Below are 21400 nucleotides of genomic sequence, written 5' to 3'. Positions count from 1 at the left end.
ACCCCCCTCCGAGGGGTCGGTCGTTTTCTCGCTTTCCGTAATGTCTGCCACCGACAGCGATTCTGCCTCTTTCCGACTGGACCGTGCGATCATTGGCCTCAAGTGTCCACAATCGCCACTGTGGTCACTCCACCGGGTAACGTCTCTGCCAGCTCGACGTGCCTTGCCATACCCCGGTGAGAAAGCTTGCCACGCTGGCCCGCATGATCACCCATTTGCTCGTCGCGCTGGCCGTCGCCGCGCCGGACGCGACACTCGCCGACGATGTGAAGATCGGCAATGTGCTCGCGCATCTGCAGGCCTTCCAGGCCATCGCCGACGCCCATGGAGGCAGCAGGGCGGCGGGCACGTCCGGATATGACGCCTCCACCGACTACGTCGCGGCACGGCTGCTGGAGGCAGGCTACAAGGTCGAGCTCCAGCCCTTCCATTTCGACGTCTACAGGCAGCTGACCCCAGGGGCTCTCGCGGCGGACGGCAAGGACCTCGGCAACGTCTCCACCCTGGCCCATTCGGGCGCGGGGGAGGTGACGGCGAAGCCTGACAGAGTGGGCATGGGCTGCGACGACACGGACTTCGCGGGATTCGAGCCCGGCGCGGTGGCGGTGGTCGACAGGGGGCTGTGCACGTTCGGGACCAAGGCGGCGAGGGCCTCAGCCGCGGGGGCCAAGGCGCTGGTCGTGGTCAACCAGGGCGGCGCCTTCGACGGCAACACGGGCGCTCCCCAGAAGATCCCGATCGTCGGCGTCGACGCCACGCAGGGCGCGGCGGTGGCGAACGCGCGGCTGGTGACCGTGGCCACCAGGACCGAGATCCGCAGGATGACCTCGCACAACGTGATCGCCCAGACCAGGACGGGGGCGACCCACGACGTGGTGATGGTGGGCGCGCACCTCGACTCGGTCGAGGCGGGCCCCGGCCTCAACGACAACGGCTCGGGAAGCGCGGCCATCCTCGAGATCGCGATCAGGATGGCGGCACGGTACCCCGACCGGGCGGTGCGTTTCGCCTGGTGGGGCGCGGAGGAGCTGGGGTTGATCGGGTCCTCGTACTACGTGAACACCCTCCCCGCCGCCGAGCGCGCCAAGATCGACATGTATCTCAACCTGGACATGGCCGCCTCGCCCAACCACATCTTCGGCATCTATGACGGCGACGACTCCGACCGGGTGGGGGAGGGTCCTGGCCCCGCGGGGTCGGCGCGGATCGAGCGGGCCTTCGAGGACTTCTTCGTCTCGCGGCACCTGCCGTACACGGGAACCGACTTCTCCGGGCGCTCCGACTACGGCCCCTTCATCGAGGCGGGCATCCCCGCGGGCGGACTGTTCACCGGCGCGGAGGGCCTCAAGACGCAGGACCAGGCCAACGCCTTCGGTGGGACGGCAGGCGTCCCGTTCGACAGCTGCTACCACAGGGAGTGCGACAACCTGAGGAACGTCAACGCCTATGCCCTGGATGTTTCGGCCGACGCCGTGGCGACCGTGATAACCACATTCGCCGGGATTGGTAACGAAATGCAGTCGGCATCTTCTCCGTAAAGGTTCGCCAATATACCTTTCCGTGCATGCGCTTAGCTTTTAGTGGATCTTTAGGACGTTCTCGCCTGGGTAAGGGCCTGCTGGCCGCCGTTCTCATCGCGCCGCTGACTATGGCGGGCACGGCCCATGCCGACTCGCCGAGCAATTCGGCCCGCAAGCTGGTGAGCGCGGTCAAGGGTGAAAACGTCAAGCGTCATCTGAAAGTGCTTGACCTGATCGGTAAGGCGAACGGCAATACTCGCGTCGACGGGACACGCGGCTACGCGCTCTCCCGCGACTACGTGGCCTCGGTGCTGCGCCTGGCGGGGTACAAGGTGACCATCCAGCCCTTCGAGTTCGAGTTCGAGGGCTACAAGACCCCGCCAGTACTCAAGCGCACCGCACCTGAGCCCAAGGCCTTCGCCCATGTGACGGAGTTCCACGAAGTGGGCGCGAGCTCCGCGGGCACCGTCACCGCGCCGGTGCAGGCGGTCGACGTCGTGCTGCCGCCGCCGGCCACGCCCGGCTCGACCTCCGGCTGCGAGGCGAGCGACTTCGCCGGCTTCACCGCGGGCAACATCGCGCTCGTCCAGCGCGGCACCTGCGACTTCGCGCTGAAGGTGGCCAACGCCGTGGCGGCAGGCGCCTCCGCGGTGATCCTCTTCAACGAGGGCCAGCCAGGCCGCACCACCGCACGGGTCAATCCCGGCATCGGGGAGAACGTTTCCGTTCCGGTGTTCTTCACCAGCTTCGCCGTCGGCGACGAGCTGGCCTCCAAGCCGGGCACCACGGTCAGCCTGTCCTTCGACAAGCTGGTCGAGACCAGGACCACCTCCAACGTCATCGCCGAGTCCCGCTGGGGCCGCGGGGACAACGTCGTGGTGGCGGGCGCGCACCTCGACTCGGTGCAGGAGGGCCCCGGCATCAACGACAACGGCTCGGGCGTCGGCGGCGTGCTGGAAGTGGCGCTGCAGATGGCCAAGCACAAGACCGGCAACAAGGTCCGCTTCGGCTTCTGGGGCGGCGAGGAGTTCGGCCTGCTCGGCTCGCAGTACTACGTCGACCACCTGAGCGAGCAGGACAAGGCCAACATCGCCCTCTACCTGAACTTCGACATGATCGCCTCGCCGAACTTCGTCTACCAGGTGTACGACGGCGACGGCGACGTGTTCGGCGTTCCGGGCCCCGAGGGCTCGGCGCAGATCGAGAAGGACTTCCAGTCCTTCTACGCCTCGCGCGGCCTGCAGTCCAAGGCCAGCGAGTTCGACGGCCGCTCCGACTACAAGGCCTTCATCGACGCCGGCATCCCCGGCGGCGGCCTGTTCACGGGCGCGGAGAAGGTCAAGACCGCCGAGGAGGCCGCGATCTGGGGCGGCACGGCCGGGATCGAGTACGACCCCTGCTACCACGCGCCGTGCGACACGATCAAGAACATCGACGACACCGCGCTCGACGTCAACTCCGACGCGATCGCGATGCTGATGGGCACCTACGCCTTCGACACCGAGGCCGTCAACGGCATCCACGCGCCGGGCAAGGCGCACAAGGCCGCCGCCACCCGCGCCGCGGTCGTCCACGACCACGACAAGGTCGAGCTCAGCTAGATCCGACCTGCGGCCCGCGCACCCGCGCGGGCCGCAGGGCTCGCGCTCTCGGGGGACCGTTCGTCATCGAGGAGTCTCATGAAGCTCAGAGCCGCGCTGGTCACGGCCGTTCTCATCGCACCTCTCGCCATCACGGGCACGGCCGCGCACGCCGACCCGAACAACAACTCGGTCCGCAAGCTCGTCAAGGCCGTCAACGGCAAGAACGTCAAACGGCACCTCAAGGTCCTCGACCTGATCGCCAAGGCCAACGGCAACACCCGCGTGGACGGCACCCGCGGTTACGAGTTGTCGCGCGACTACGTCGCCGGGCTGCTGCGCCTGGCCGGATACAAGGTCTCGACGCAGAAGTTCACCTTCGAGAACCTCGAGTTCAAGACCAAGCCGGTCTTCGAGCGCAGGTCGCCCAGCCCTCAGGTCTTCGCGCTGGGGCTGGACTGGACGCCGTCGGGGCACACCGCCGAGGGCACGTTCTCCGGCAAGGTCCAGGCCGTCGACGTGATGATCCCGCCGGGGCCCGCGCCCAACTCCTCGACCTCGGGGTGCGAGGCGGCCGACTTCGCCGGGTTCACGCCGGGTAACTTCGCGCTGATCCAGCGCGGCACCTGCGGTTTCTCCGTCAAGGTCGCCAACGCCAAGGCCGCGGGCGCCTCCGGGGTCGTGCTGTTCAACGAGGGCCAGGAGGGACGTACGGAGGCGGACGTCAACCCCGACCTCGGTGGCCCCTCCGACCTGCCCGTGCTGTTCGCCAGCTACTGGACGGGCAGGGACCTGGCGGCCACGCCGGGCGCGGAGGTCGGGTTCACCTTCTCGTGGGAGACGGTGACGAAGTCCTACACCACCTACAACGTGCTCGCCGAGACGCGGCACGGGCGTGACGACAACGTGGTGATGGTCGGCGGTCACCTCGACTCGGTCGAGGACGGCCCCGGCATCAACGACAACGGCTCAGGTGTCGGCGCGATCCTCGAGGTGGCGCTGCAGATGGCCAAGTCGAGGCCGGAGAACAAGGTCCGCTTCGCCTTCTGGGGCGGCGAGGAGTTCGGTCTGCTCGGCGCCGAGCACTACGTGGCGAACCTGACCGAGCAGGAGCGGGCGAACATCGCCCTCTACCTGAACTTCGACATGGTCGCCTCGCCGAACTACGTCTACCACGTCTACGACGGCGACGACTCCGACGGCGTCGGCGCGGGTCCTGGCCCTGAGGGCTCGGCGCAGATCGAGAAGTACTTCGAGGAGTTCTACGCCTCGCGCGGTCTGGCCTCCAAGGGCACCGACTTCGACGGCCGTTCCGACTACGGCCCCTTCATCGCGGTCGGCATCCCCGCCGGCGGCCTGTTCACGGGGGCGGAGAAGCGCAAGACGCCCGAGGAGGTCGCCAAGTGGGGCGGCACGGCGGGCGAGCGCTACGACCGCTGCTACCACCAGGCGTGCGACGACATCAGGAACATCAACGACACCGCGCTCGACGTCAACGCCGACGCGATCGCCACGCTCGTGGGCACCTACGCCTTCGACCCCTCGAAGATCAACGGCCCGCACTCCCCCGGCGTGGGGGTCAGGGCCAAGCTCGTCGACGAGGCGCCTTCCTCGCAGAGCTGACGACGGACCGGCGCAGCGTCCCTCTGGGGCGCTGCGCCTACACTCGATGCCATGTCGGGTGAACTGCGAGTTCTGGGGGCATGTCCGCTTGACTGCCCCGACACGTGCTCCTGGGTCGTGACCGTCGAGGACGGCAAGGCCGTGAAGATGCGCGGCAACCCCGACCAGCCGTACACGCGGGGCGCGTTGTGCGTGAAGGTCAACCGCTATCTCGAGCACACGCAGGCGCAGGACAGGATCCTGCATCCGCTGCGCCGTACGGGGCCCAAGGGTTCGGGGCAGTTCGAGCGCATCAGCTGGGAGGAGGCGCTCGACGAGATCGCCACCAGGCTGCGCGGCATCGTGGACGAGCACGGCGGCGAGGCGATCTGGCCCTATCTCGGCACCGGCTCCCTCGGCTACCTGCAGGGCTGCGAGGGTGTGGCGGGGCGCAGGTTCTGGAACATGCTCGGCGCCTCCAAGCACTCGCTGAACATCTGCTCGGTGGCCGGCAGCCTCGGTCTGGCGCGCGCCCAGGGCACCGCGGGCGGCATGGACCCCGAGAACTTCGCCCAGGCCAAGCTCATCCTCCTGTGGGGCACCAACACGCTCACCAGCGGCCACCACCTGTGGAAGTTCATCCAGGACGGCCGCGCCGCCGGCGCCCACGTCGTGGCGATCGACCCGATCCGCACCAGGACGGCCGACCAGGCCGACGAGCACCTGGCCATCAGGCCCGGCACCGACGCGGCGCTCGCGCTCGGGCTGCTCCACGTGGTGCTGGCCGAGAACGCGCAGGACGAGGAGTACCTGGCCCAGCACACCGAGGGCTGGGAGGACTTCCGCGAGGAGATCATGGACTGGCCCGTCGAGCGGGCCGCCGAGGTCACGGGCATCCCCGCCGAGGCCATCCACAGGCTGGGGACGAAGCTCGCCCACACCCGTCCCACCGCCATCCGCGCCACGATGGGCATCCAGCGGCACGAGGGCGGCGGCGCGGCCATGCGGACGATCGCCTCGATCCCGGGCGTGACGGGCGACTGGCGCCATCCGGGCGGCGGCGTGGCCTACTCCACCAGCGGCCACGTCCACCTGAAGATCGACAAGCGCAACGACCTCCTGGCCGCGCCGGTGCGCACCAGGTACATGACGCGGCTGGCCTCCGAGCTCGACGACGTCAAGTGCCTCTGGGTCTACGCCGCCAACCCGCTGGCCTCCACCTCCGACAGCAACAGGATCAGGAAGGGGCTGGCCCGCGAAGACCTCTTCACGGTCGTCATGGAGCAGTTCCCCACCGACACCGTCGACTACGCCGACATCGTGCTGCCCGCGACCATGCAGACCGAGCACATGGACCTGCACGCCGGGTACGGCCACATGTACCTGCTGTGGAACGAGCCCGCCGTCGCCCCCGCCGGCGAGGCGCTGTCGACCACCGAGACCTTCCGCCGCCTGGCCGCCCACATGGGGCTCACCGAGCCCTCGCTGTACGACTCGGACCTGGAGCTCGCCGCCGACCTGCTGTCGAGCGGCCACCCTTCCCTCGAGGGCATCACCCTCGACCGCCTGCGCAAGGAGGGCTGGATGCGGATGAGCTACCCGCAGCCTTTCGCCCCCTTCGCCGACGGCTTCCCCACCCCCTCAGGCAGGCTCCGCTTCCCCAGGAGAGGGAAGGCCTTCGTCCCCTCTCTCTCCTCCCGCACGGTGGGCGACAGGCTCACGCTCATCACCCCCGCGGCCCACACCTTCCTCAACTCGACCTTCGCCAACAACCCCGAGCTGCTGCGCCGCGCCAAGGAGCCCGTCGTCCTGGTCAACCCCGCCGACGCGGCGGCGCGCGGCCTGTCGACGGGCCGGCGGGTGCGCGTGGTCAACCACAACGGCTACTTCCTGGCCGACGTGGAGGTCAGCGACAGGGTGGCCAAGGGCGTGGTGGCCAGCCCGAAGGGCAGGTGGCCGAAGCTCACGACCGGTGGGGCCAACCCGAACGCCGTGGTCGACGAGCGCGACGCCGACATGGGCAAGGGCGCCGTCTACCACGACAACCTAGTCGAGCTGGAGCTTGAACCCCTCGTGTGACTGGGCGTAGCCGAGCGAGCGGTAGAAGCGGTGCGCGTCCTCACGCCGCTTGTCGGAGGTGAGCTGGACCATCGCGCAGCCGCGCGCCCTGCCCTTGGCGTGCGCCCACTCCATCATCCTGCGGCCCCAGCCCTGCCCTCGCAGGTGCCCGGCGATCCTGACCGCCTCCACCTGCAGGCGTGTGGCGCCGAGCCTGGAGATGCCGGGGATGTAGGTGAGCTGCATCGTGCCGACGACCTCGCCCTTCAGCTCGGCGACGATGAGCTCGTTGTTGGGGTCGGCCTCGATGTCCTCGAAGGCGGCCAGGTGCTCCTCGCCGTACGCGCCGGTGCGGGCCCGCGGCGATCGCGTCGTCGGTGATGAGCGCGACGATGGCGGGCAGGTCGTCGGCGCGGGCCGTACGGAAGACCAGGGAGAGCACGTAGCGCGACTCCATCAGCTCCGGATGGGACGGCAGCGCCATGACCTCGCCGCTGGGCAGGAAGCCCTTGCGCGCGTAGAGCGCGCGGGCGTCGAGGTTGTCGTCGACGGCCCACAGGCCGATCTCGTGGGCCTCTCGCGCCTTGGACCAGGCGACGACCTCGTCCACCAGGCGACCGGCCAGGCCGGTCCCCCTGGCCCGAGGCGCCACCCACATCGACAGCAGGTGGACCTCCCCCTCGTGCTCCTGCCTGGCGCAGACCAGGCCGGCGTCGGCGGCCACGAACCAGGCCGAGTCGGGGTCGGCCAGGCGCTCGGCCCACTTGTCGCGGGGGTAGGCGACTTCCTTGTCGTGGGTGGAGGCGAAGGCGGTCGGCGCGTCGGCCAGCGCGTGGAGCCTGATCTCGCGCAACCGGTCCTCGTCACCCGGTCCGAGCCGTTCGATGGTGAATTCCTGCATGTCCGAATCATGACGCATCCTCGGGGAACTATCAGGGTCGATCCCCGATGCGGACAAGGGGCGCGAAAAGGCACCCTGGGGTTATGAACGAGCTCTCTCGACGCGAAGAACTGTCGTTGTCCGGCGCCGCGTTGCGTGGCGCCCCTTGGAAGGCCGCCGCCGTGGGCGGCGGCGTGGTCGCCGCGGCCAGCTACGGCATGGGCGTGATCCTGCCGGGATCCGCCGACCTGCCGTGGGCCCTCGGCCTCGGCATCAGCCTGTTCGCCCTCATCGCCGCCATCGGCGCGGTGGCCAAGCCTCAGGAGGGCGACAGGGTCACCAGGCAGGCGCGCACCTGGTCGCTCCAGCACCCGTGGAAGTTCGCGCTCCTGCCCGCGGGCATCACCGCGGTCCTGACCTACCCCGTCCAGCTCGTCATCGACGGCGAGGGCATCTTCGGTGCCGCGTGGGACTCCGTCTGGCGCGGCGCGCTGGTCTACCTCATCGCGGGCATCCTCACCCTCACCATGAAGGGGAGGGCGCGCTAGTCCGTCCTCGAGAGAGCGCGGGACCAGGGAGAAGGACGCCCGCAGGCGTCCTTCTCCACACGACGTCAGTGGGCCGCGCCGGAGAGGTTGAGGCCGACGACGCCGATGATGATGAAGGCGATCGAGCCCAGCTTGACGGCCGAGACGTCGTCGCCCATCAGCAGCATGCCGAGCGCGGCGGTGCCGACGGCTCCGATGCCCGTCCACACGGCGTAGGCGGTGCCGACCTCCAGGCTCCTGAGCGCGAAGGACAGCGCGCCGAAGCTGAGGACGGCGAAGACCAGGAAGCTGACCGCCCACCACAGGTGGGAGAAGCCCTCGCTCATCTTCAGCGAGTAGGCCATGACGCCCTCGAGCAGGCCAGCGGCGATGAGAATGACCCAGGCCATGTGCACTCCTTGTTGTCGAAGGGGTGCGTCGTCTTGGCGTTCCGGGTACGGCGCGTCTCGTCCGGGAGCTGGTCGCTCACTCCTGACAACGGCTCAACGCCCGCGGTGATTCCACCAGAGCGTCACCCACCGGTCGCGCGGCACCGGCCACATACCGAGCTCCATGGCGGTGCGCGCCACCTCCTCCTCGCGTGAGGGGTCGAGACAGGCGCGGCGGCACACGCTCGTGGCCAGCTCCTCGATCGTGTCGAACCGTTCGATCGGCGACTCCCGCTCCTCCACCCGCACGTCGAAGCCGAGCGCCGCGGCCAGCGCGACCGCGTCCTCCGCGATGGGCCTGACCGGGCGCCGCACTCCGTGAAGGTGCTCCCAGAGCAGGTTCATCCAGCTCATCGGGTGGCGGTCGGGCAGCTCGACGACCACCCTGCCGGTGACGTGGTCGTCGAGGGCCACGAAGAAGGCGGCCAGGTCGGGCACGTTGTAGACGACGTGCGCGGCGACCGCCACGTCGGCGGTGCCCGCGCGATCGGCGACCTCCGGCCAGCTGCCCTCGACGATCGTGGCCTCGAGGCCCGCCTTCTCCGCCCTGAGCCCGAGCTCGGCGAGCATCGCCGGGGAGGTGTCGACGGCGATCAGCCTGCCGATCCGCCCGGCCAGCGGCAGGGAGGCCGCACCCGCGCCCGCGCCGACGTCGAGCAGCGTGCCGCCGTCAGGCAGCGCCTCCTCCACTCTTGCCAGCGTCGGCCCCTCCGCCTCCGCCACCGCGCGGTCGGTTCTCGCGGCGAATCGGGCGGGAGAGTGCCCCCAGGGGTCGGAGGGCGCCACCGCGAGGATCTCCGGCGGGATGGCCCACGACGCCAGGTGCTGTCGCCACCGTTCGTTCAGCGCTTCGGCATCCATGGGTCGAGAGTATGTGCATAGGAGAGGTTACCCATGGGTAGCATTGAGAGTAAGGTTACTCGCCAGTACAAACACCCCTCGGTTCAAGGAGAGAGAGCAGCCATGGGCCACTACAAGAGCAACGTGCGCGACCTGGAGTTCAACCTCTTCGAGGTCTTCGGACGCGGCGACATCCTCGGTACGGGCCCCTTCTCCGAAGTGGACGAAGACGTCGCCCGCAGCATCCTGGACGAGGTCAACCGACTGGCGACCGGCGTGCTCGCCGATTCCTTCGAGGAGGGCGACCGCACGCCTCCGGTCTTCGACCCCGCCACGTCGACGGTCACGGTCTCCGACGGGGTGAAGAAGTCCTTCAAGGCGCTCATGGAGGGCGGCTGGGCGCACCTGGACCTGCCCCAGGACCTCGGCGGCCCCGGCATCCCCCGCACGCTGGCCTGGTCGGCCGCGGAGATGGTGCTCGGCGCCAACCCCGCGCTCTACATGTACGCCGCGGGCCCCAACTTCGCCTACACCCTGTGGAAGCTCGGCACCCCCGAGCAGAAGCGCTTCGCCGAGCTGGCGATCGAGAACAACTGGGGCGCCACCATGGTGCTGACCGAGCCCGACGCGGGCTCGGACGTCGGCGCGGGCCGCGCCCGCGCGATCCAGCAGCCCGACGGCACCTGGCACATCGAGGGCGTCAAGCGCTTCATCACCAGCGCCGAGCACGACATGTCCGACAACATCTTCCACCTCGTGCTGGCCAGGCCCGAGGGACACGGTCCCGGCACCAAGGGCCTGTCGATGTTCCTGGTACCCAAGTACCACGTGAACCTGGAGGACGGCAGCCTGGGCGAGCGCAACGGCGCCTACGTCACCAACGTCGAGAAGAAGATGGGACTCAAGGTCTCCACGACCTGCGAGCTCACCTTCGGCGACAAGCACCCGGCGATCGGCACCCTGGTCGGCGACGTGCACGAGGGCATCAAGCAGATGTTCATGGTGATCGAGCACGCCCGCATGATGGTGGGCACCAAGGCCATCGCCACGCTGTCCACCGGCTACCTGAACGCCCTGGAGTACGCCAAGTCGCGCGCTCAGGGCGCCGACCTGACCCAGATGGCCGACAAGAGCGCGCCGCGCGTGACCATCACCCACCACCCCGACGTGCGCCGCGAGCTGATGCTGCAGAAGACGTACGCCGAGGGCATGCGGGCGCTGGTCCTCTACACGGCGACCTTCCAGGACACGCTTCTGGTCAACCCCGGCGACAAGCACGCCGAGGCCATGAACGACCTGCTGCTGCCCGTCGTCAAGGGTGTCGGCTCCGAGCGCTCCTATGAGATGTTGTCGCGCTCGCTGCAGACCCTGGGCGGCTCGGGTTACCTGCAGGAGTACCCGATCGAGCAGTACATCCGCGACGCCAAGATCGACTCCCTCTACGAGGGCACGACCGCGATCCAGGGTCTCGACCTGTTCTTCCGCAAGATCCTGCGCAACCAGGGCGCGGCGATCGGCTCGCTGATGGCCGAGATCAACGCCTTCGCCTCCTCGGAGGCGGGCAACGGCAGGCTGAAGCAGGAGCGCAAGCTGCTTGCCGAGGCCGCGGCCGAGGTCAAGGCCATGGGCGACACGATGGCCGGATGGGCGCTCGGGTCGCTGGAGGCTCCGCGCGAGGTCTACAAGGTCGGGCTCAACACCACCCGCTTCCTGCTGGCGCTGGGCGACCTGATCATCGGCTGGCTGCTGCTGCGCCAGGCGGAGATCGCGCTGGGCCGTCTTGCCGATGGCGAGGACCCCTTCTACCAGGGCAAGGTCGCGGGCGCCTCGTTCTTCGCCTCGACCGTGCTGCCCAGGCTCACCGCCGAGCGCAGGGTGCTGGAGAGCACCGGCCTCGACCTGATGGACCTGCCTGAAGCGGCCTTCTAGGGCTCTCTCCCGCTCGCAGGGTCACCGTCCGGTGGCCCTGCGAGCGTTTTCCCGGCCTTTCAGCGAACGAACGTCACGTCCGGGTGCTCCGCCGACTCCCCGCGCAGCAGCCGCTGGGGCCGGTGCTTGAGCGTCTGGTCGAAGAAGGCGGACAGGTACGCGCGCTGGGAGGCGACGCTGCGCCCAGGATCGACGGTCCCGATGCGCTTCGCCCTGACCTCGGGCTCGACCTCGAGCTGCTCGTCGAGCTGCGGCAGGAAGGCCTGGAGGTCGGTGAAGCTGTAGTGCATCGCCTCGGGCATCAGCAGGTCGCGCTTGAAGCCGGAGCTGTGCTCCCAGAACGACTTCCACGCGGGTGAGGTCAGGTGGCTCCTCGGCCGCCCGTCGCGGGTGCTGCCGGACGAGCCCATCAGCAGGAACGGCCTGGCGGTGCCCTCGGTGGCGGCCCGCGTGGGCCGGCGGCCGTCGACGTCGTAGGCCAGCCAGCCGTCCAGGTCGGCTCCCGCGTCGACCCGCCGGTCGGTGGCCATCACCTCGGCAGCGGTGTCCCCGCCGAAGGAGTGGCCGAACATGCCCACCCGCGACAGGTCCATGGCCCGGCCGAGCCCGTCCAGCGAGGACAGCCGGTCCAGCACGAACCGCATGTCCTGTCGTCTGGTCTCCATCCCGGCCTTCAGGTAGTCGTCGCCCTGGGCGGGCTTGGCCGTCTCCAGCCTGCCGCCGGGGAACTCCACCATGGGCGCCTCGTGGGTGTGGTCCACCGTCACCACCACGTACCCCTTGCTGGCCAGGTCCTCCACCGTCGAGGTGCCCAGCGTGCGCAGCGATCCCCAGCCCGGGGAGTAGAGCACCACCGGCCACCGCCCCTTCGGCCGCGCCCCCGTGCGGGCGTGGGTGCTGACGGCCGCCCAGTCGACCTGCCCTGGCTTCAGCCCCATGGCGGCGGCGGCGCCGTCGAAGTAGTCCGCCGTCTTCGGGCGCATGTACGGCGCGCGCGGCTCGCTCCCCTGCATCGCCGGGTACCACACGCTGATCATCAGCTCCCTGTCGCGCTCCTGGTCGGTCAGGTGCACCTCGCGCACCCCCAGGCTGTGCGGCCCCGTGGGCGCGGGGAGCTCGAAGGTCGCCTTGGGGGCGGGGTCGGCATGGGCCACGGCCGGGGCGGTCAGGAGGGCGGCGATGGCGAGCAGGGCGGTCGATGTCTTTCGCATGCCTTCACTGTGGCTTTCGGGGCCATCCGCCCACCTCTGCCGTCAGCCTGGTCCCGACCCTTACTTTCGTCAGGTCCCGGCCGGGCGGGTTAGGTTCGCGTCATGACCCCACGCGTGGAAGAGATCTCCGCAGGCGTCTACGCCTACGTCCAGCCCGACGGCGGCTGGTGGATCAACAACACCGGCTTCCTGGCCGGGCGCAGGGGCGTCATCTCCATCGACGCCTGCTCGACCGAGGGCCGCACGTGCGCCTACCGCGAGGCGATCGCCAAGGTCTCCGACCGGCCGATCACCACGCTGGTCAACACCCACCACCACGGCGACCACACCTTCGGCAACCACCTGTTCCCCGAGGCGACGATCGTGGCGCACGAGCGGACCCGCGAGCAGATCATCGCCGACGGCGTGCCGTCCTATCTGGGCGCGTGGTCGTCCGACGTCGAGTGGGGCACGCTCGATCCCACCCCGCCCTTCCTCACCTACACCGAAGGGGTGACGCTCTACTCCGACGACCTGCGCTGCGAGGTCAGGCACGTGGGGTTCGCCGCGCACACCACCAACGACTCGTTCGTGTGGATTCCCTCGCGCGGGGTGCTGTTCGCCGGCGACCTGGTGTTCAACGGCGGCACGCCGTTCGTGCTGATGGGCTCGGTGGAGGGCGCGCTGTCCGCGCTCGACCAGCTCGAGGCGCTCGGGGCTGAGACGATCGTCCCCGGCCACGGCGACGTCTGCGGGCCATCGGCGATCGCCGCCGTGCGCGGCTACCTGCGTTTCGTCCAGGAGAGCGCGGAGGCGGGCATGGCGGCCGGCCTCTCCCCGCTGGAGCTGGCCAGGCAGCTCGATCTCGGCGAGTACGGCGGGCTGGTCGACCCCGAGCGCATCGTCGGCAACCTGCACAGGGCCTACGCCGACGCCTCGGGCGGCGAGGTGGACCTGACTGCGGCCGTGCTCGACATGATCACGCTCAACGGCGGGCGGCCGCTGACCTGTCACGCCTGAACTCATGGTGTGATCACCGGTGAGCGGGTATGACGGTGTGCGTACGCGGTCTTTTCCCCCGGAGGTCGTCATGGGCGTAGGCGTCAGCATCTTCTTTCTCACGCTCGGCGCCATCCTCCGTTTCGCGATCGAGCCTGACGTTTTCGGCAACGCGGTCCACATGGACAGGATCGGCGTGATCTTCATGATCGTCGGCGGGGTCGGCGTGGTGCTGAGCATCGTGCTGGCGCCCCGGCGCGGGAGCACCTCCGAAGGCCGGCTGATGCACAGGGAGAACAATCCGCCTGAAGTCTGAGATTTCTTGGAAGAATCGCGCCCTTGCGGGCAATCAAGGGTGTGATCACTGCTCCTGACGTCTTCGAGGCCGTCTTCGAAGCCCACTACGAGGAGATCCGGCGCTACATCGCGCGCAGGCTCGACCTCGGGGTGGCCGAGGATCTCGCTGCGGAGACGTTCCTCATCGCCTTCAGGCAGCGCGACCGCTTCGACGCGGTCGTGGGCGGGGTCAGACCATGGCTGTACGGCATCGCCACCAACCTCATCGGCAGGCACAGACGCGCCGAGGTACGCAGGTACCGGGCGCTGGCCAGGACGGGCCCACCACCCGACGAGGAGGCGCCCGACCAGCGGATCGTGGACAGGCTCTCCGCTGACGTGACGGTCGACCGGCTGGCGGGGGCGCTGGCACGGCTGTCACAGGGTGAACGCGACGTGGTGCTGCTCGTCGCCTACGGCGGGCTGGGCTACGACGAGGTCGCCGAGGCGCTCGGGATCGCCATGGGGACGGTCGCCTCCCGGTTGAGCAGGGCCAGGACCAAGCTGCGTGAGGTGTTGGGATGAACGAGTTCCATGTCATCGACTCGGTGATGCCGGACGTGCCGCCCTCCTCTCCCGAGAGCTTTCTGGCGGCCAGGGAGCGCGTGCTCGGGGGGAGCGCGACCGCCACGACGGCTGTCCGCAGCAGGAGAGGCCGGAGGGCGTGGACCGGGATGGCTCTCGCGGCGGCGGCCGTCGTGATCATGGTCGGCGCGGTGGTGGCCCTTCTCCCTCGACCTGCGGTGGAGCCGGTCGCGGTCACACCCATGCAGAAACTCGAAGCTGCGGCGGCCAGGCTGGCGGCGACACCGGAGGCGAAGGGCCGCTACTGGCGACGAGACATCGAGGACGTCATGCGGACGAAGAACGGCTCCCCCTACAGGGTCGAGGAACGGGCCATGGAGGTTCTCGCCCTCGGGCCCGACCGCGAGGTCTACGGCTGGCGCGAGCCGATATCGTCGAAGCCGTACACGGCCGAGGGCCTGAGAGCGTGGCGACGGGACGGCTCCCCCAGGCTGTGCCCCGCGCGGGGATGCGACAAGAACATGCCCGCATACTCCTCCGCGGACCTGGATTCGGTGCTGGAGCTCGCCGATGGGCTGAAGCCGACGCTGACGGAGCTGCGGAGCCTCCCCGAGGAGCCGGCGGCGCTCAGGGCGCGGTTGCTGGAAAGCCACGACGCTCAGGTGGGCAGCGAGCGTGAGGAGTGGCTGGCGGAGGCCGCCTCGCGGCTCGTCGACTCACCGGCGACGCCTGGCACCAGGGCGGCCGCCTACCTTCTCCTGGCGCGTGCGCCGGGGATCGAGGTGGTCGACGGCGTTCCAGGGACGTTCGGGCTCGACGGGCTGGCCCTTCGATTCAAGGGAGGACAGCTCGTGATCGACCGTAGGACCGGCCAGTTCCTCGGGAGGCAAGGGCTGACTCCCGAGGGCGCCGCCTGGCGCGCCGGGATCGTCAGGAAGGTGGGCTGGAGCGATGTGCGGCCGGTGCCGCCTGCCAAGTGCGTCCGCTGTACGGCGCGGCTCTAGAACTCGTACTGGATCGCGGCGCGGCCCGCCTTGATCGGGACGATGTGCTCGTTGATCACGGCGTGGTGCTGCGGGTGGTCGCGGTAGACCTCGTAGTCGGCGACCGAGTCGAACTCGGCGACGATGGCGAAGTCGGAGTTGCCGGCGGCGGCCAGGCCGAGGTCGCTGCCGAGGTCGTAGCGGCGCAGCTGCGGGATGACGGCGGGCAGCTCGCCCAGGTGCTTGGCGACTGCGGCCTTCTGCTCGTCGGTCGCGTCGTCGGTCCAGGTCAGCAGCACGATGTGGCGGATCATGCGACCAGCCTAGTGTCCTGAGGCGCGGGCGGGCAGGCCGGAGCCGCCCGCCCGCGTCCTTCAGCTCCAGGCGAGCATGCGCAGCGGGTCCTCCAGCATCGCGCCGACGTCGCGCAGGAAGAGCGAGCCGAGCTCGCCGTCGATGATCCGGTGATCGAACGACAGCGCGAGCGTGGTCACCTTCCTGACGGCCAGCTGCCCGTCCACCACCCATGGCGCGTCCCTGACCATGCCGAAGGCCAGGATCGCCGCCTCTCCCGGGTTGAGGATCGGGGTGCCGGTGTCGACGCCGAACACGCCCACGTTGGTGATCGTGATCGTGCCGCCCGCCATGTCGGCCGGTTGGGTACGGCCCGCCCGCGCCGTCTCGGTCAGCTCGCCCAGCGCCGCCGCGAGCGACGGCAGGTCGAGGGCGTGGGCCGACTTGATGTTGGGAACGACCAGGCCGCGGGGGGTGGCGGCGGCGATGCCCAGGTTGACGTAGTGCTTGACCACGATCTCCTGCGCCGCCTCGTCCCACGCGGAGTTGATCATCGGGTAGCGGCGGGCGGCGACCAGGACGGCCTTGGCGACCAGCAGCAGCGGCGACATCCTGACCTCGGCGAAGTCGGGCAGCCCCTTGAGCCGCTGGACGGCCGCCATCGTCTCGGTGACGTCCACCTGCAGGAACTCGGTGACGTGCGGCGCGGTGAAGGCGCTTGCCACCATCGCCTGGGCGGTCATCTTGCGCACGCCCTTGATGGGCACGCGCTCCTCGGCCACCTCCGGCGCCCCCTGACGTGCCGCCTGAGCCGCGGGGGCGACCTGAGCGGGCTCCTGGGCGGCGGCGTGGATGTCGTCGCGGGTGATGGAGCCCTGCGGTCCCGTGCCCCGCAGGGTGGCCAGGTCGACACCGAGGTCCTTGGCCAGCTTGCGGACCGGCGGCTTGGCGAGCACCTGGACTCTTTCCTGACCCGTGCGCGGCGCCGGAATCTGCCCCGCCTCGGCTGGAGCGACGTGGCCGGGGAGCGCGACGCGCTCGGGGTTGGCCACCTGACCCGCCTGGCTCTGAGCCGCCTGTGCCTGAGCCGCCTGTGCCTGAGCCGGCTGAGCCTGGCCCGGCTGTGCCTGGCCGGGCTGGCCGGTGTCCTGGCCGGGGGTCTTGCGCGTGCGGCGCTTGACGGCCCCTGTCTTGACGCCGTAGCCCACCAGGACGGGCGTGCGCTCCTCCTTGGGCGCGGGACCGCCGTGCGCGCCGGGCTCGACGGCGCCCTCGGCGGGCGGGCGCGGCACCAGGTCGTCGGCCAGCGCCTCGAGCCGGTCCGCCGGGCCCTCGGTCGAGGCGGCGGACGGCGCGCCCGCCGGACCCGAGGGGGCGGCTTCGCCGGTGTCGACGGCGATGATGGGCAGCCCGACGTCGACCGTCTGACCCTCCTCCGCCAGTAGGTCGGCGACGACGCCCGCCCACGGGGAGGGCAGCTCGACGATCGACTTGGCGGTCTCGATCTCCACGACGATCTGGTTGACCTTGACGGAGTCGCCCGGCTTGACGTGCCAACGGACGATCTCCGCCTCGGTCAGGCCCTCTCCGACGTCGGGGAGCTTGAATTCGCGACGCATTCGAGGTCCCCCTCTCAGTAGGTGAAGGTACGGTCGACGGCCTCGAGGATCCTGTCGAGGTCTGGCAGGTAGTGGTCCTCCAGCTTCGAGGGCGGGTAGGGGGTGGAGAAGCCGCCGACCCTCAGCACGGGTGACTCGAGGTGGTAGAAGCACGACTCGGTGATCCGCGCCGCGAGCTCGGCGCCGAAGCCGTTGTAGACGGGCGCCTCGTGCACCACGACGACCCTGCCCGTCTTGCGGGCCGACTCCATGACCTTGGGGAAGTCGAGGGGGTTGAGCGAGCGCAGGTCGATCACCTCGAGCGAACGCCCCTCGTCCTGGGCCGCGGTGGCCGCCTCCAGGCAGGTCTTGACCATGGGGCCGTAGGCGAGCAGCGTGACGTCGGTGCCCTGCCGGACGACGGAGGCCTCGTCGAAGGGCGTCCACCAGTCGGTGGAGGCGGTGTCGACCTCGGCCTTCTCCCAGTAGCGGCGCTTGGGCTCGAAGAAGATCACCGGGTCGTCGCTGCGGACGGCCTGCTGGATCATCGAGTAGGCGTCGGCGGGGTTGCTGCAGGCGACGACGCGCAGGCCGCCCGTGTGGGTGAAGTACGCCTCGGGCGACTCGCTGTGGTGCTCGACGGCTCCGATGCCGCCTCCGCAGGGGATGCGGACCACGACGGGCAGCTTGATCGCGCCGAGCGAGCGCAGCGGCATCTTGGCCAGCTGCGTGATGATCTGGTCGGCGGCGGGGAAGACGAACCCGTCGAACTGGATCTCGCAGATGGGCCGGTAGCCCCGCAGTGCCAGGCCGATCGCGGTGCCGACGATGCCCGACTCGGCGAGCGGGGTGTCGATGACGCGGTCCTCGCCGAAGTCCTTCTGCAGACCGTCGGTGACGCGGAAGACGCCGCCGAGCTTGCCGACGTCCTCGCCCATGATGAGGACCTTCGGGTCGTCCTCCATCGCCTTGCGCAGGCCCTCGTTGATCGCCTTGGAGAGGGTCAGAATGCTCATGACTCGAAACCCTCCAGGTAGGCGGCGTACTGGGCGCGCTCCTCCGCGATGAGCGCGTGAGAGCCCGTGTAGACGTGGTCGAAGATGTCGAGCGGCCCGGGGTCGGGCATCTCCAGGCAGCGCCTGCGCAGGTCGGCGCCGAGATCCTCGGCCTCGGCCTCCACCGAGTCGAGGAAGGCCTGGTCGGCCAGCTCGTTCTTGAACAGGTACGCCTTGAGCCGCTCGATCGGGTCCTTGAGCTTCCACGCCTCGAGCTCGCTGGCCACGCGGTAGCGGGTCGGGTCGTCGGTCGTGGTGTGCGCGCCCATGCGGTAGGTGAAGGCCTCGATCAGCGTGGGGCCCTGCCCCTCTCGCGCGTTCCTCAGCGCCTGGCGGGTGACGGCCAGGCAGGCGAAGACGTCGTTGCCGTCGACGCGGATGCCGGGGAAGCCGAAGCCCGAGGCGCGGCGGTAGAGCGGGATGCGGGTCTGCTTCTCCAGCGGCTCGGAGATCGCCCACTGGTTGTTCTGGCAGAAGAAGACGATCGGGGCGTTGAACACGCTGGCCCAGATGAACGACTCGTTGACGTCGCCCTGGGAGGTGGCGCCGTCGCCGAAGTAGGCGATGGTGGCGGCGTTGGCGCCGTCACGCTGGATGCCCATGGCGTAGCCGACCGCGTGGAGGGTCTGGCTGCCGATGACGATCGTGTAGAGGTGGAAGTTGTGCTCGGCCGGGTCCCATCCGCCGTGGTTCACGCCGCGGAACAGCCCGAGCAGGTTCACCGGGTCCACGTCGCGGCACCAGGCGACGCCGTGCTCGCGGTAGGTGGGGAAGGCCATGTCGGCGTCGGTGAGCGCGCGGCCCGAGCCGATCTGCGCGGCCTCCTGGCCGAGCAGCGAGGCCCAGATGCCCAGCTCGCCCTGGCGCTGAAGGGCGACGGCCTCCAGGTCGACACGGCGGACGAGCACGAGGTCGCGGTAGAGCGACCTCACTTCTTCGGGCGTCAGGTCGATGTCGTAGTCGGGGTGCTCGACCCTCTCCCCTTCGGGGGTGAGCAACTGGACGAGCTCCGGAGGTGCGTCAGCACCACGAGAGGCGTCGACGGTCACGTGCCACTCCTGTGCGGTCGGGGCCGGTTCGCTGGGGTTGCCATGCTTTGTCCGGCCTTTCCGGCGTACGGCCCATCTGGTGGTGGTTCGTACGCGTTTGGGGACATCGTGGCAGAGGTCACATCCCTACGCGCAAGCCCCATGTCCTCCCCGTTCCCGATGCGTCGCCGGTGAACCTCTCGCGAGGGATCTTCCACCGTGTCCCCACGGCGACCGGTGTGGGGGTGACGGTGGGTGAGCTCCGAGGGGGCACTAGGCTGAACGCCGCAAGCCGTACCCACCTTTCAGGAGGAGCGCCGTGGCGCGCGTAGTCGTCGACGTCATGCTCAAGCCGGAAATCCTCGACCCGCAGGGTCAGGCGATCGCCCGCGCGCTGCCGCGCCTGGGCTTCTCCGGCGTTTCCGAGGTGCGTCAGGGAAAGCGTTTCGAGATCGAGCTCGAGGGCGCCGCTGACGAGGCCGCCCTTGCGGACGTCCGAAAGATGGCCGAGACCCTGCTGGCCAACACCGTGATCGAGGAGTACACGGTGAGGGTCGAGGGGTAGAACAGCACATTTGACACCTGGAATTGGCCATAGCGGCTTAAAGCTAGGTTTCGTCGTGCCACAATCCCACGGGCTTACCAACACTAAATAACAACAACGTGATTTTGCGGTTAGCCCTGATTTCACGGGGAAACCTACTCCAGGTGAGATTCTGGCACCCGGAGGGGTCCGGTGGATATTGAGTTCTCGTTGGCGCTGCCCAGGGATGCGATCGGCATCCCGATGGTCAGGCGAGTGCTGGGTGACGCGATGCGATCACTCAGCGTGAGCGAGACCTGCATCTCCGACATGCTGCTCGCGGTCTCAGAGGCCTGCTCCAACGCGGTTCGCCACGGCGGTCCCGCCAACAGGTACGAAGTGAGCGCGGCGATCGGCTACGGCCGCTGCGACGTCAAGGTGGCCGACTCGGGAGCCGGGCTTCCATCGATGCCGCTGCACTACCCGCCGCCCGAGACCGAGAACGGGCGCGGCCTGCTCATCATGCGCTCGGTGGTCGACGAGATCTCGTTCGGCATCACGCCGGGCCGGGGCACCACCGTCCACCTGCGTAAGCGCCTGGCCTGGGACGACGAGGAAGGCGCGCGCCCGCGCGAGCTCGCCGCGGTCTGAGCCCCAGCCGCGGTCTGAGCCCCGCGAAACGTCACCTGACGACAGCGGATACCCTTGAGGAACCGCCGCAGACCACCGTCCACCCTGACGAGACGGTGGCGTGGCGTGCGCATTCCTCCGGAGGGGACGAAGTCATGAGCGCTGCCCGTGTGGGCGTTGTCACGTTTCCAGGAACTCTCGACGACCAGGACGCCGCCCGTGCCGTACGGCTGGCGGGCGCGGAGGCGGTGTCGCTCTGGCACGGCGATCACGACCTCAAGGGGGTCGACGCGGTCTTCCTGCCCGGTGGTTTCTCCTACGGCGACTACCTGCGCTGCGGGGCGATCTCCCGCTTCGCGCCGTTGATGGAGGAGCTCATCCCGGCCGCGAAGAGCGGGCTCCCCGTCCTGGGCACGTGCAACGGGTTCCAGATCCTGTGCGAGGCGCACCTGCTGCCAGGCGCGCTGACCCGCAACGCCTCCCTGCACTACGTCTGCCGCGACCAGCGGATCAAGGTCGAGTCCGCCACCACGACCTGGACCTCGGCCTTCGAGCCCGGCCAGGAGCTGGTGCTGCCGATCAAGCACGGCGAGGGCCGCTACGTCGCCTCCGCCGACACCCTCGAGGCGCTTGAGGCCAACGGCCAGGTGGTCTTCCGCTACGTCGGCGGCAACCCCAACGGCTCGCTGAACGACATCGCGGGCATCTCCAACGAGACCGGCACCATCGTCGGCCTCATGCCGCACCCCGAGCACGCGGTCGAGGACCTCGTCGGCGCGCCCAGCACCGACGGGCTCGGCTTCTTCACCTCCATCCTCAAGAAGCTGGTGAATGTATGAGCGGGAGCGAACCCG

General features: G+C 69.4%; 21 protein-coding genes, 1 pseudogene and 1 riboswitch. Of the genes and pseudogenes, 13 read left to right on the top strand and 9 right to left on the bottom strand.

Annotated elements, in window-relative coordinates:
• Window positions 1-176 precede the first annotated feature (176 nt).
• From FHR33_RS29545 to FHR33_RS29530, 4 genes are all read left to right on the top strand, one after another.
• The gene (locus FHR33_RS29545; protein ID WP_183654477.1) at window positions 177-1538 is read left to right on the top strand and encodes a M28 family metallopeptidase; all 1362 of its coding nucleotides are present in this window, start codon (window positions 177-179) and stop codon (window positions 1536-1538) included.
• A gap of 203 nt (window positions 1539-1741) precedes the next feature.
• A complete protein-coding gene (locus tag FHR33_RS29540; RefSeq protein ID WP_221241301.1) occupies window positions 1742-3121 on the top strand; it encodes a M28 family metallopeptidase in 1380 nt (459 codons plus the stop codon).
• A gap of 78 nt (window positions 3122-3199) precedes the next feature.
• On the top strand, window positions 3200-4723 hold the full coding sequence (locus tag FHR33_RS29535) for a M28 family metallopeptidase (RefSeq protein WP_183654471.1): 1524 nt from the start codon (window positions 3200-3202) through the stop codon (window positions 4721-4723).
• A gap of 51 nt (window positions 4724-4774) precedes the next feature.
• On the top strand, window positions 4775-6781 hold the full coding sequence (locus FHR33_RS29530; protein ID WP_183654468.1) for a molybdopterin-containing oxidoreductase family protein: 2007 nt from the start codon (window positions 4775-4777) through the stop codon (window positions 6779-6781).
• Here FHR33_RS29530 and FHR33_RS29525 read toward each other — a convergent pair.
• Window positions 6749-7069, bottom strand: coding sequence for a GNAT family N-acetyltransferase (locus FHR33_RS29525; RefSeq protein ID WP_312896020.1), 321 nt, complete (start codon window positions 7067-7069; stop codon window positions 6749-6751). The two genes, FHR33_RS29530 and FHR33_RS29525, sit on opposite strands and share 33 nt — an antisense overlap.
• Window positions 7070-7259: 190 nt before the next feature.
• Window positions 7260-7661, bottom strand: a pseudogene (locus tag FHR33_RS29520) (GNAT family N-acetyltransferase); the annotation flags it as partial.
• Between the two features lie 83 nt (window positions 7662-7744).
• Between FHR33_RS29520 and FHR33_RS29515 the strand changes: the two are divergent.
• A complete protein-coding gene (locus FHR33_RS29515) occupies window positions 7745-8188 on the top strand; it encodes a hypothetical protein (protein WP_221241300.1) in 444 nt (147 codons plus the stop codon).
• A gap of 65 nt (window positions 8189-8253) precedes the next feature.
• On the opposite strand, the gene FHR33_RS29510 is transcribed toward FHR33_RS29515, so the two are convergent.
• Together FHR33_RS29510 and FHR33_RS29505 are read right to left on the bottom strand one after the other, a co-directional pair.
• On the bottom strand, window positions 8254-8577 hold the full coding sequence (locus FHR33_RS29510; RefSeq protein ID WP_183654465.1) for a DMT family transporter: 324 nt from the start codon (window positions 8575-8577) through the stop codon (window positions 8254-8256).
• A gap of 22 nt (window positions 8578-8599) precedes the next feature.
• A riboswitch (guanidine-III (ykkC-III) riboswitch) is annotated at window positions 8600-8660 on the bottom strand.
• A gap of 10 nt (window positions 8661-8670) precedes the next feature.
• Window positions 8671-9477, bottom strand: a complete 807-nt coding sequence (locus tag FHR33_RS29505; protein ID WP_183654462.1) for a class I SAM-dependent methyltransferase — start codon at window positions 9475-9477, stop codon at window positions 8671-8673.
• Between the two features lie 102 nt (window positions 9478-9579).
• Between FHR33_RS29505 and FHR33_RS29500 the strand changes: the two genes are divergently transcribed.
• Window positions 9580-11385, top strand: a complete 1806-nt coding sequence (locus FHR33_RS29500) for an acyl-CoA dehydrogenase (RefSeq protein ID WP_183654459.1) — start codon at window positions 9580-9582, stop codon at window positions 11383-11385.
• Between the two features lie 59 nt (window positions 11386-11444).
• Here FHR33_RS29500 and FHR33_RS29495 read toward each other — a convergent pair whose 3' ends face one another.
• Complete coding sequence (locus tag FHR33_RS29495; RefSeq protein ID WP_183654457.1) at window positions 11445-12596, bottom strand: alpha/beta hydrolase family protein; 1152 nt, start codon at window positions 12594-12596, stop codon at window positions 11445-11447.
• Window positions 12597-12698: 102 nt separating this feature from the next.
• On the opposite strand from FHR33_RS29495, the gene FHR33_RS29490 reads away from it, so the two are divergent.
• From FHR33_RS29490 to FHR33_RS29475, 4 genes are all read left to right on the top strand, one after another.
• Complete coding sequence (locus FHR33_RS29490; RefSeq protein ID WP_183654455.1) at window positions 12699-13595, top strand: MBL fold metallo-hydrolase; 897 nt, start codon at window positions 12699-12701, stop codon at window positions 13593-13595.
• 70 nt (window positions 13596-13665) lie between these two features.
• Window positions 13666-13890 (top strand): hypothetical protein, encoded by a 225-nt coding sequence (locus FHR33_RS29485; protein ID WP_183654453.1) that lies wholly within the window; start codon window positions 13666-13668, stop codon window positions 13888-13890.
• A 23-nt stretch (window positions 13891-13913) separates the two neighbouring features.
• Complete coding sequence (locus FHR33_RS29480; protein ID WP_183654451.1) at window positions 13914-14435, top strand: RNA polymerase sigma factor; 522 nt, start codon at window positions 13914-13916, stop codon at window positions 14433-14435.
• Window positions 14432-15439: a hypothetical protein gene (locus FHR33_RS29475; protein WP_183654449.1), complete on the top strand. Its 1008-nt coding sequence runs from the start codon at window positions 14432-14434 to the stop codon at window positions 15437-15439. The genes FHR33_RS29480 and FHR33_RS29475 overlap by 4 nt, the downstream gene beginning before the upstream one ends.
• Here the strand turns inward: FHR33_RS29475 and FHR33_RS29470 are convergent.
• Genes FHR33_RS29470 through pdhA form a run of 4 tightly spaced genes read right to left on the bottom strand, consistent with a single transcriptional unit; the run spans window position 15436 to window position 19414 of the window.
• The gene (locus FHR33_RS29470) at window positions 15436-15732 is read right to left on the bottom strand and encodes a Dabb family protein (RefSeq protein ID WP_183654447.1); all 297 of its coding nucleotides are present in this window, start codon (window positions 15730-15732) and stop codon (window positions 15436-15438) included. The two genes, FHR33_RS29475 and FHR33_RS29470, sit on opposite strands and share 4 nt — an antisense overlap.
• 60 nt (window positions 15733-15792) lie before the next feature.
• The gene (locus tag FHR33_RS29465) at window positions 15793-17331 is read right to left on the bottom strand and encodes a dihydrolipoamide acetyltransferase family protein (protein WP_183654445.1); all 1539 of its coding nucleotides are present in this window, start codon (window positions 17329-17331) and stop codon (window positions 15793-15795) included.
• Window positions 17332-17345: 14 nt separating this feature from the next.
• Window positions 17346-18326, bottom strand: coding sequence for an alpha-ketoacid dehydrogenase subunit beta (locus FHR33_RS29460; RefSeq protein ID WP_183654443.1), 981 nt, complete (start codon window positions 18324-18326; stop codon window positions 17346-17348).
• Window positions 18323-19414 carry a pyruvate dehydrogenase (acetyl-transferring) E1 component subunit alpha gene (pdhA, locus tag FHR33_RS29455; RefSeq protein WP_183654441.1) on the bottom strand — a complete coding sequence of 364 codons (1092 nt, stop codon included), beginning with the start codon at window positions 19412-19414 and terminating at the stop codon, window positions 18323-18325. The genes FHR33_RS29460 and pdhA overlap by 4 nt, the downstream gene beginning before the upstream one ends.
• Before the next feature lie 298 nt (window positions 19415-19712).
• Here pdhA and purS point away from each other — a divergent pair, with 298 nt between their 5' ends.
• From purS to purQ, 3 genes are all read left to right on the top strand, one after another.
• Window positions 19713-19958, top strand: a complete 246-nt coding sequence (gene purS, locus FHR33_RS29450; protein ID WP_183654438.1) for a phosphoribosylformylglycinamidine synthase subunit PurS — start codon at window positions 19713-19715, stop codon at window positions 19956-19958.
• Window positions 19959-20129: 171 nt separating this feature from the next.
• Window positions 20130-20567 (top strand): ATP-binding protein, encoded by a 438-nt coding sequence (locus tag FHR33_RS29445; RefSeq protein WP_312895773.1) that lies wholly within the window; start codon window positions 20130-20132, stop codon window positions 20565-20567.
• A gap of 134 nt (window positions 20568-20701) precedes the next feature.
• Window positions 20702-21385 (top strand): phosphoribosylformylglycinamidine synthase subunit PurQ, encoded by a 684-nt coding sequence (gene purQ, locus FHR33_RS29440; protein WP_183654435.1) that lies wholly within the window; start codon window positions 20702-20704, stop codon window positions 21383-21385.
• The last annotated feature ends 15 nt before the right edge of the window (window positions 21386-21400 follow it).

This window comes from Nonomuraea dietziae, from assembly GCF_014195505.1.
GTDB classification, from domain to species: Bacteria; Actinomycetota; Actinomycetes; order Streptosporangiales; family Streptosporangiaceae; genus Nonomuraea; species Nonomuraea roseola.
This window is presented reverse-complemented; position numbering and strand designations above follow the sequence as displayed.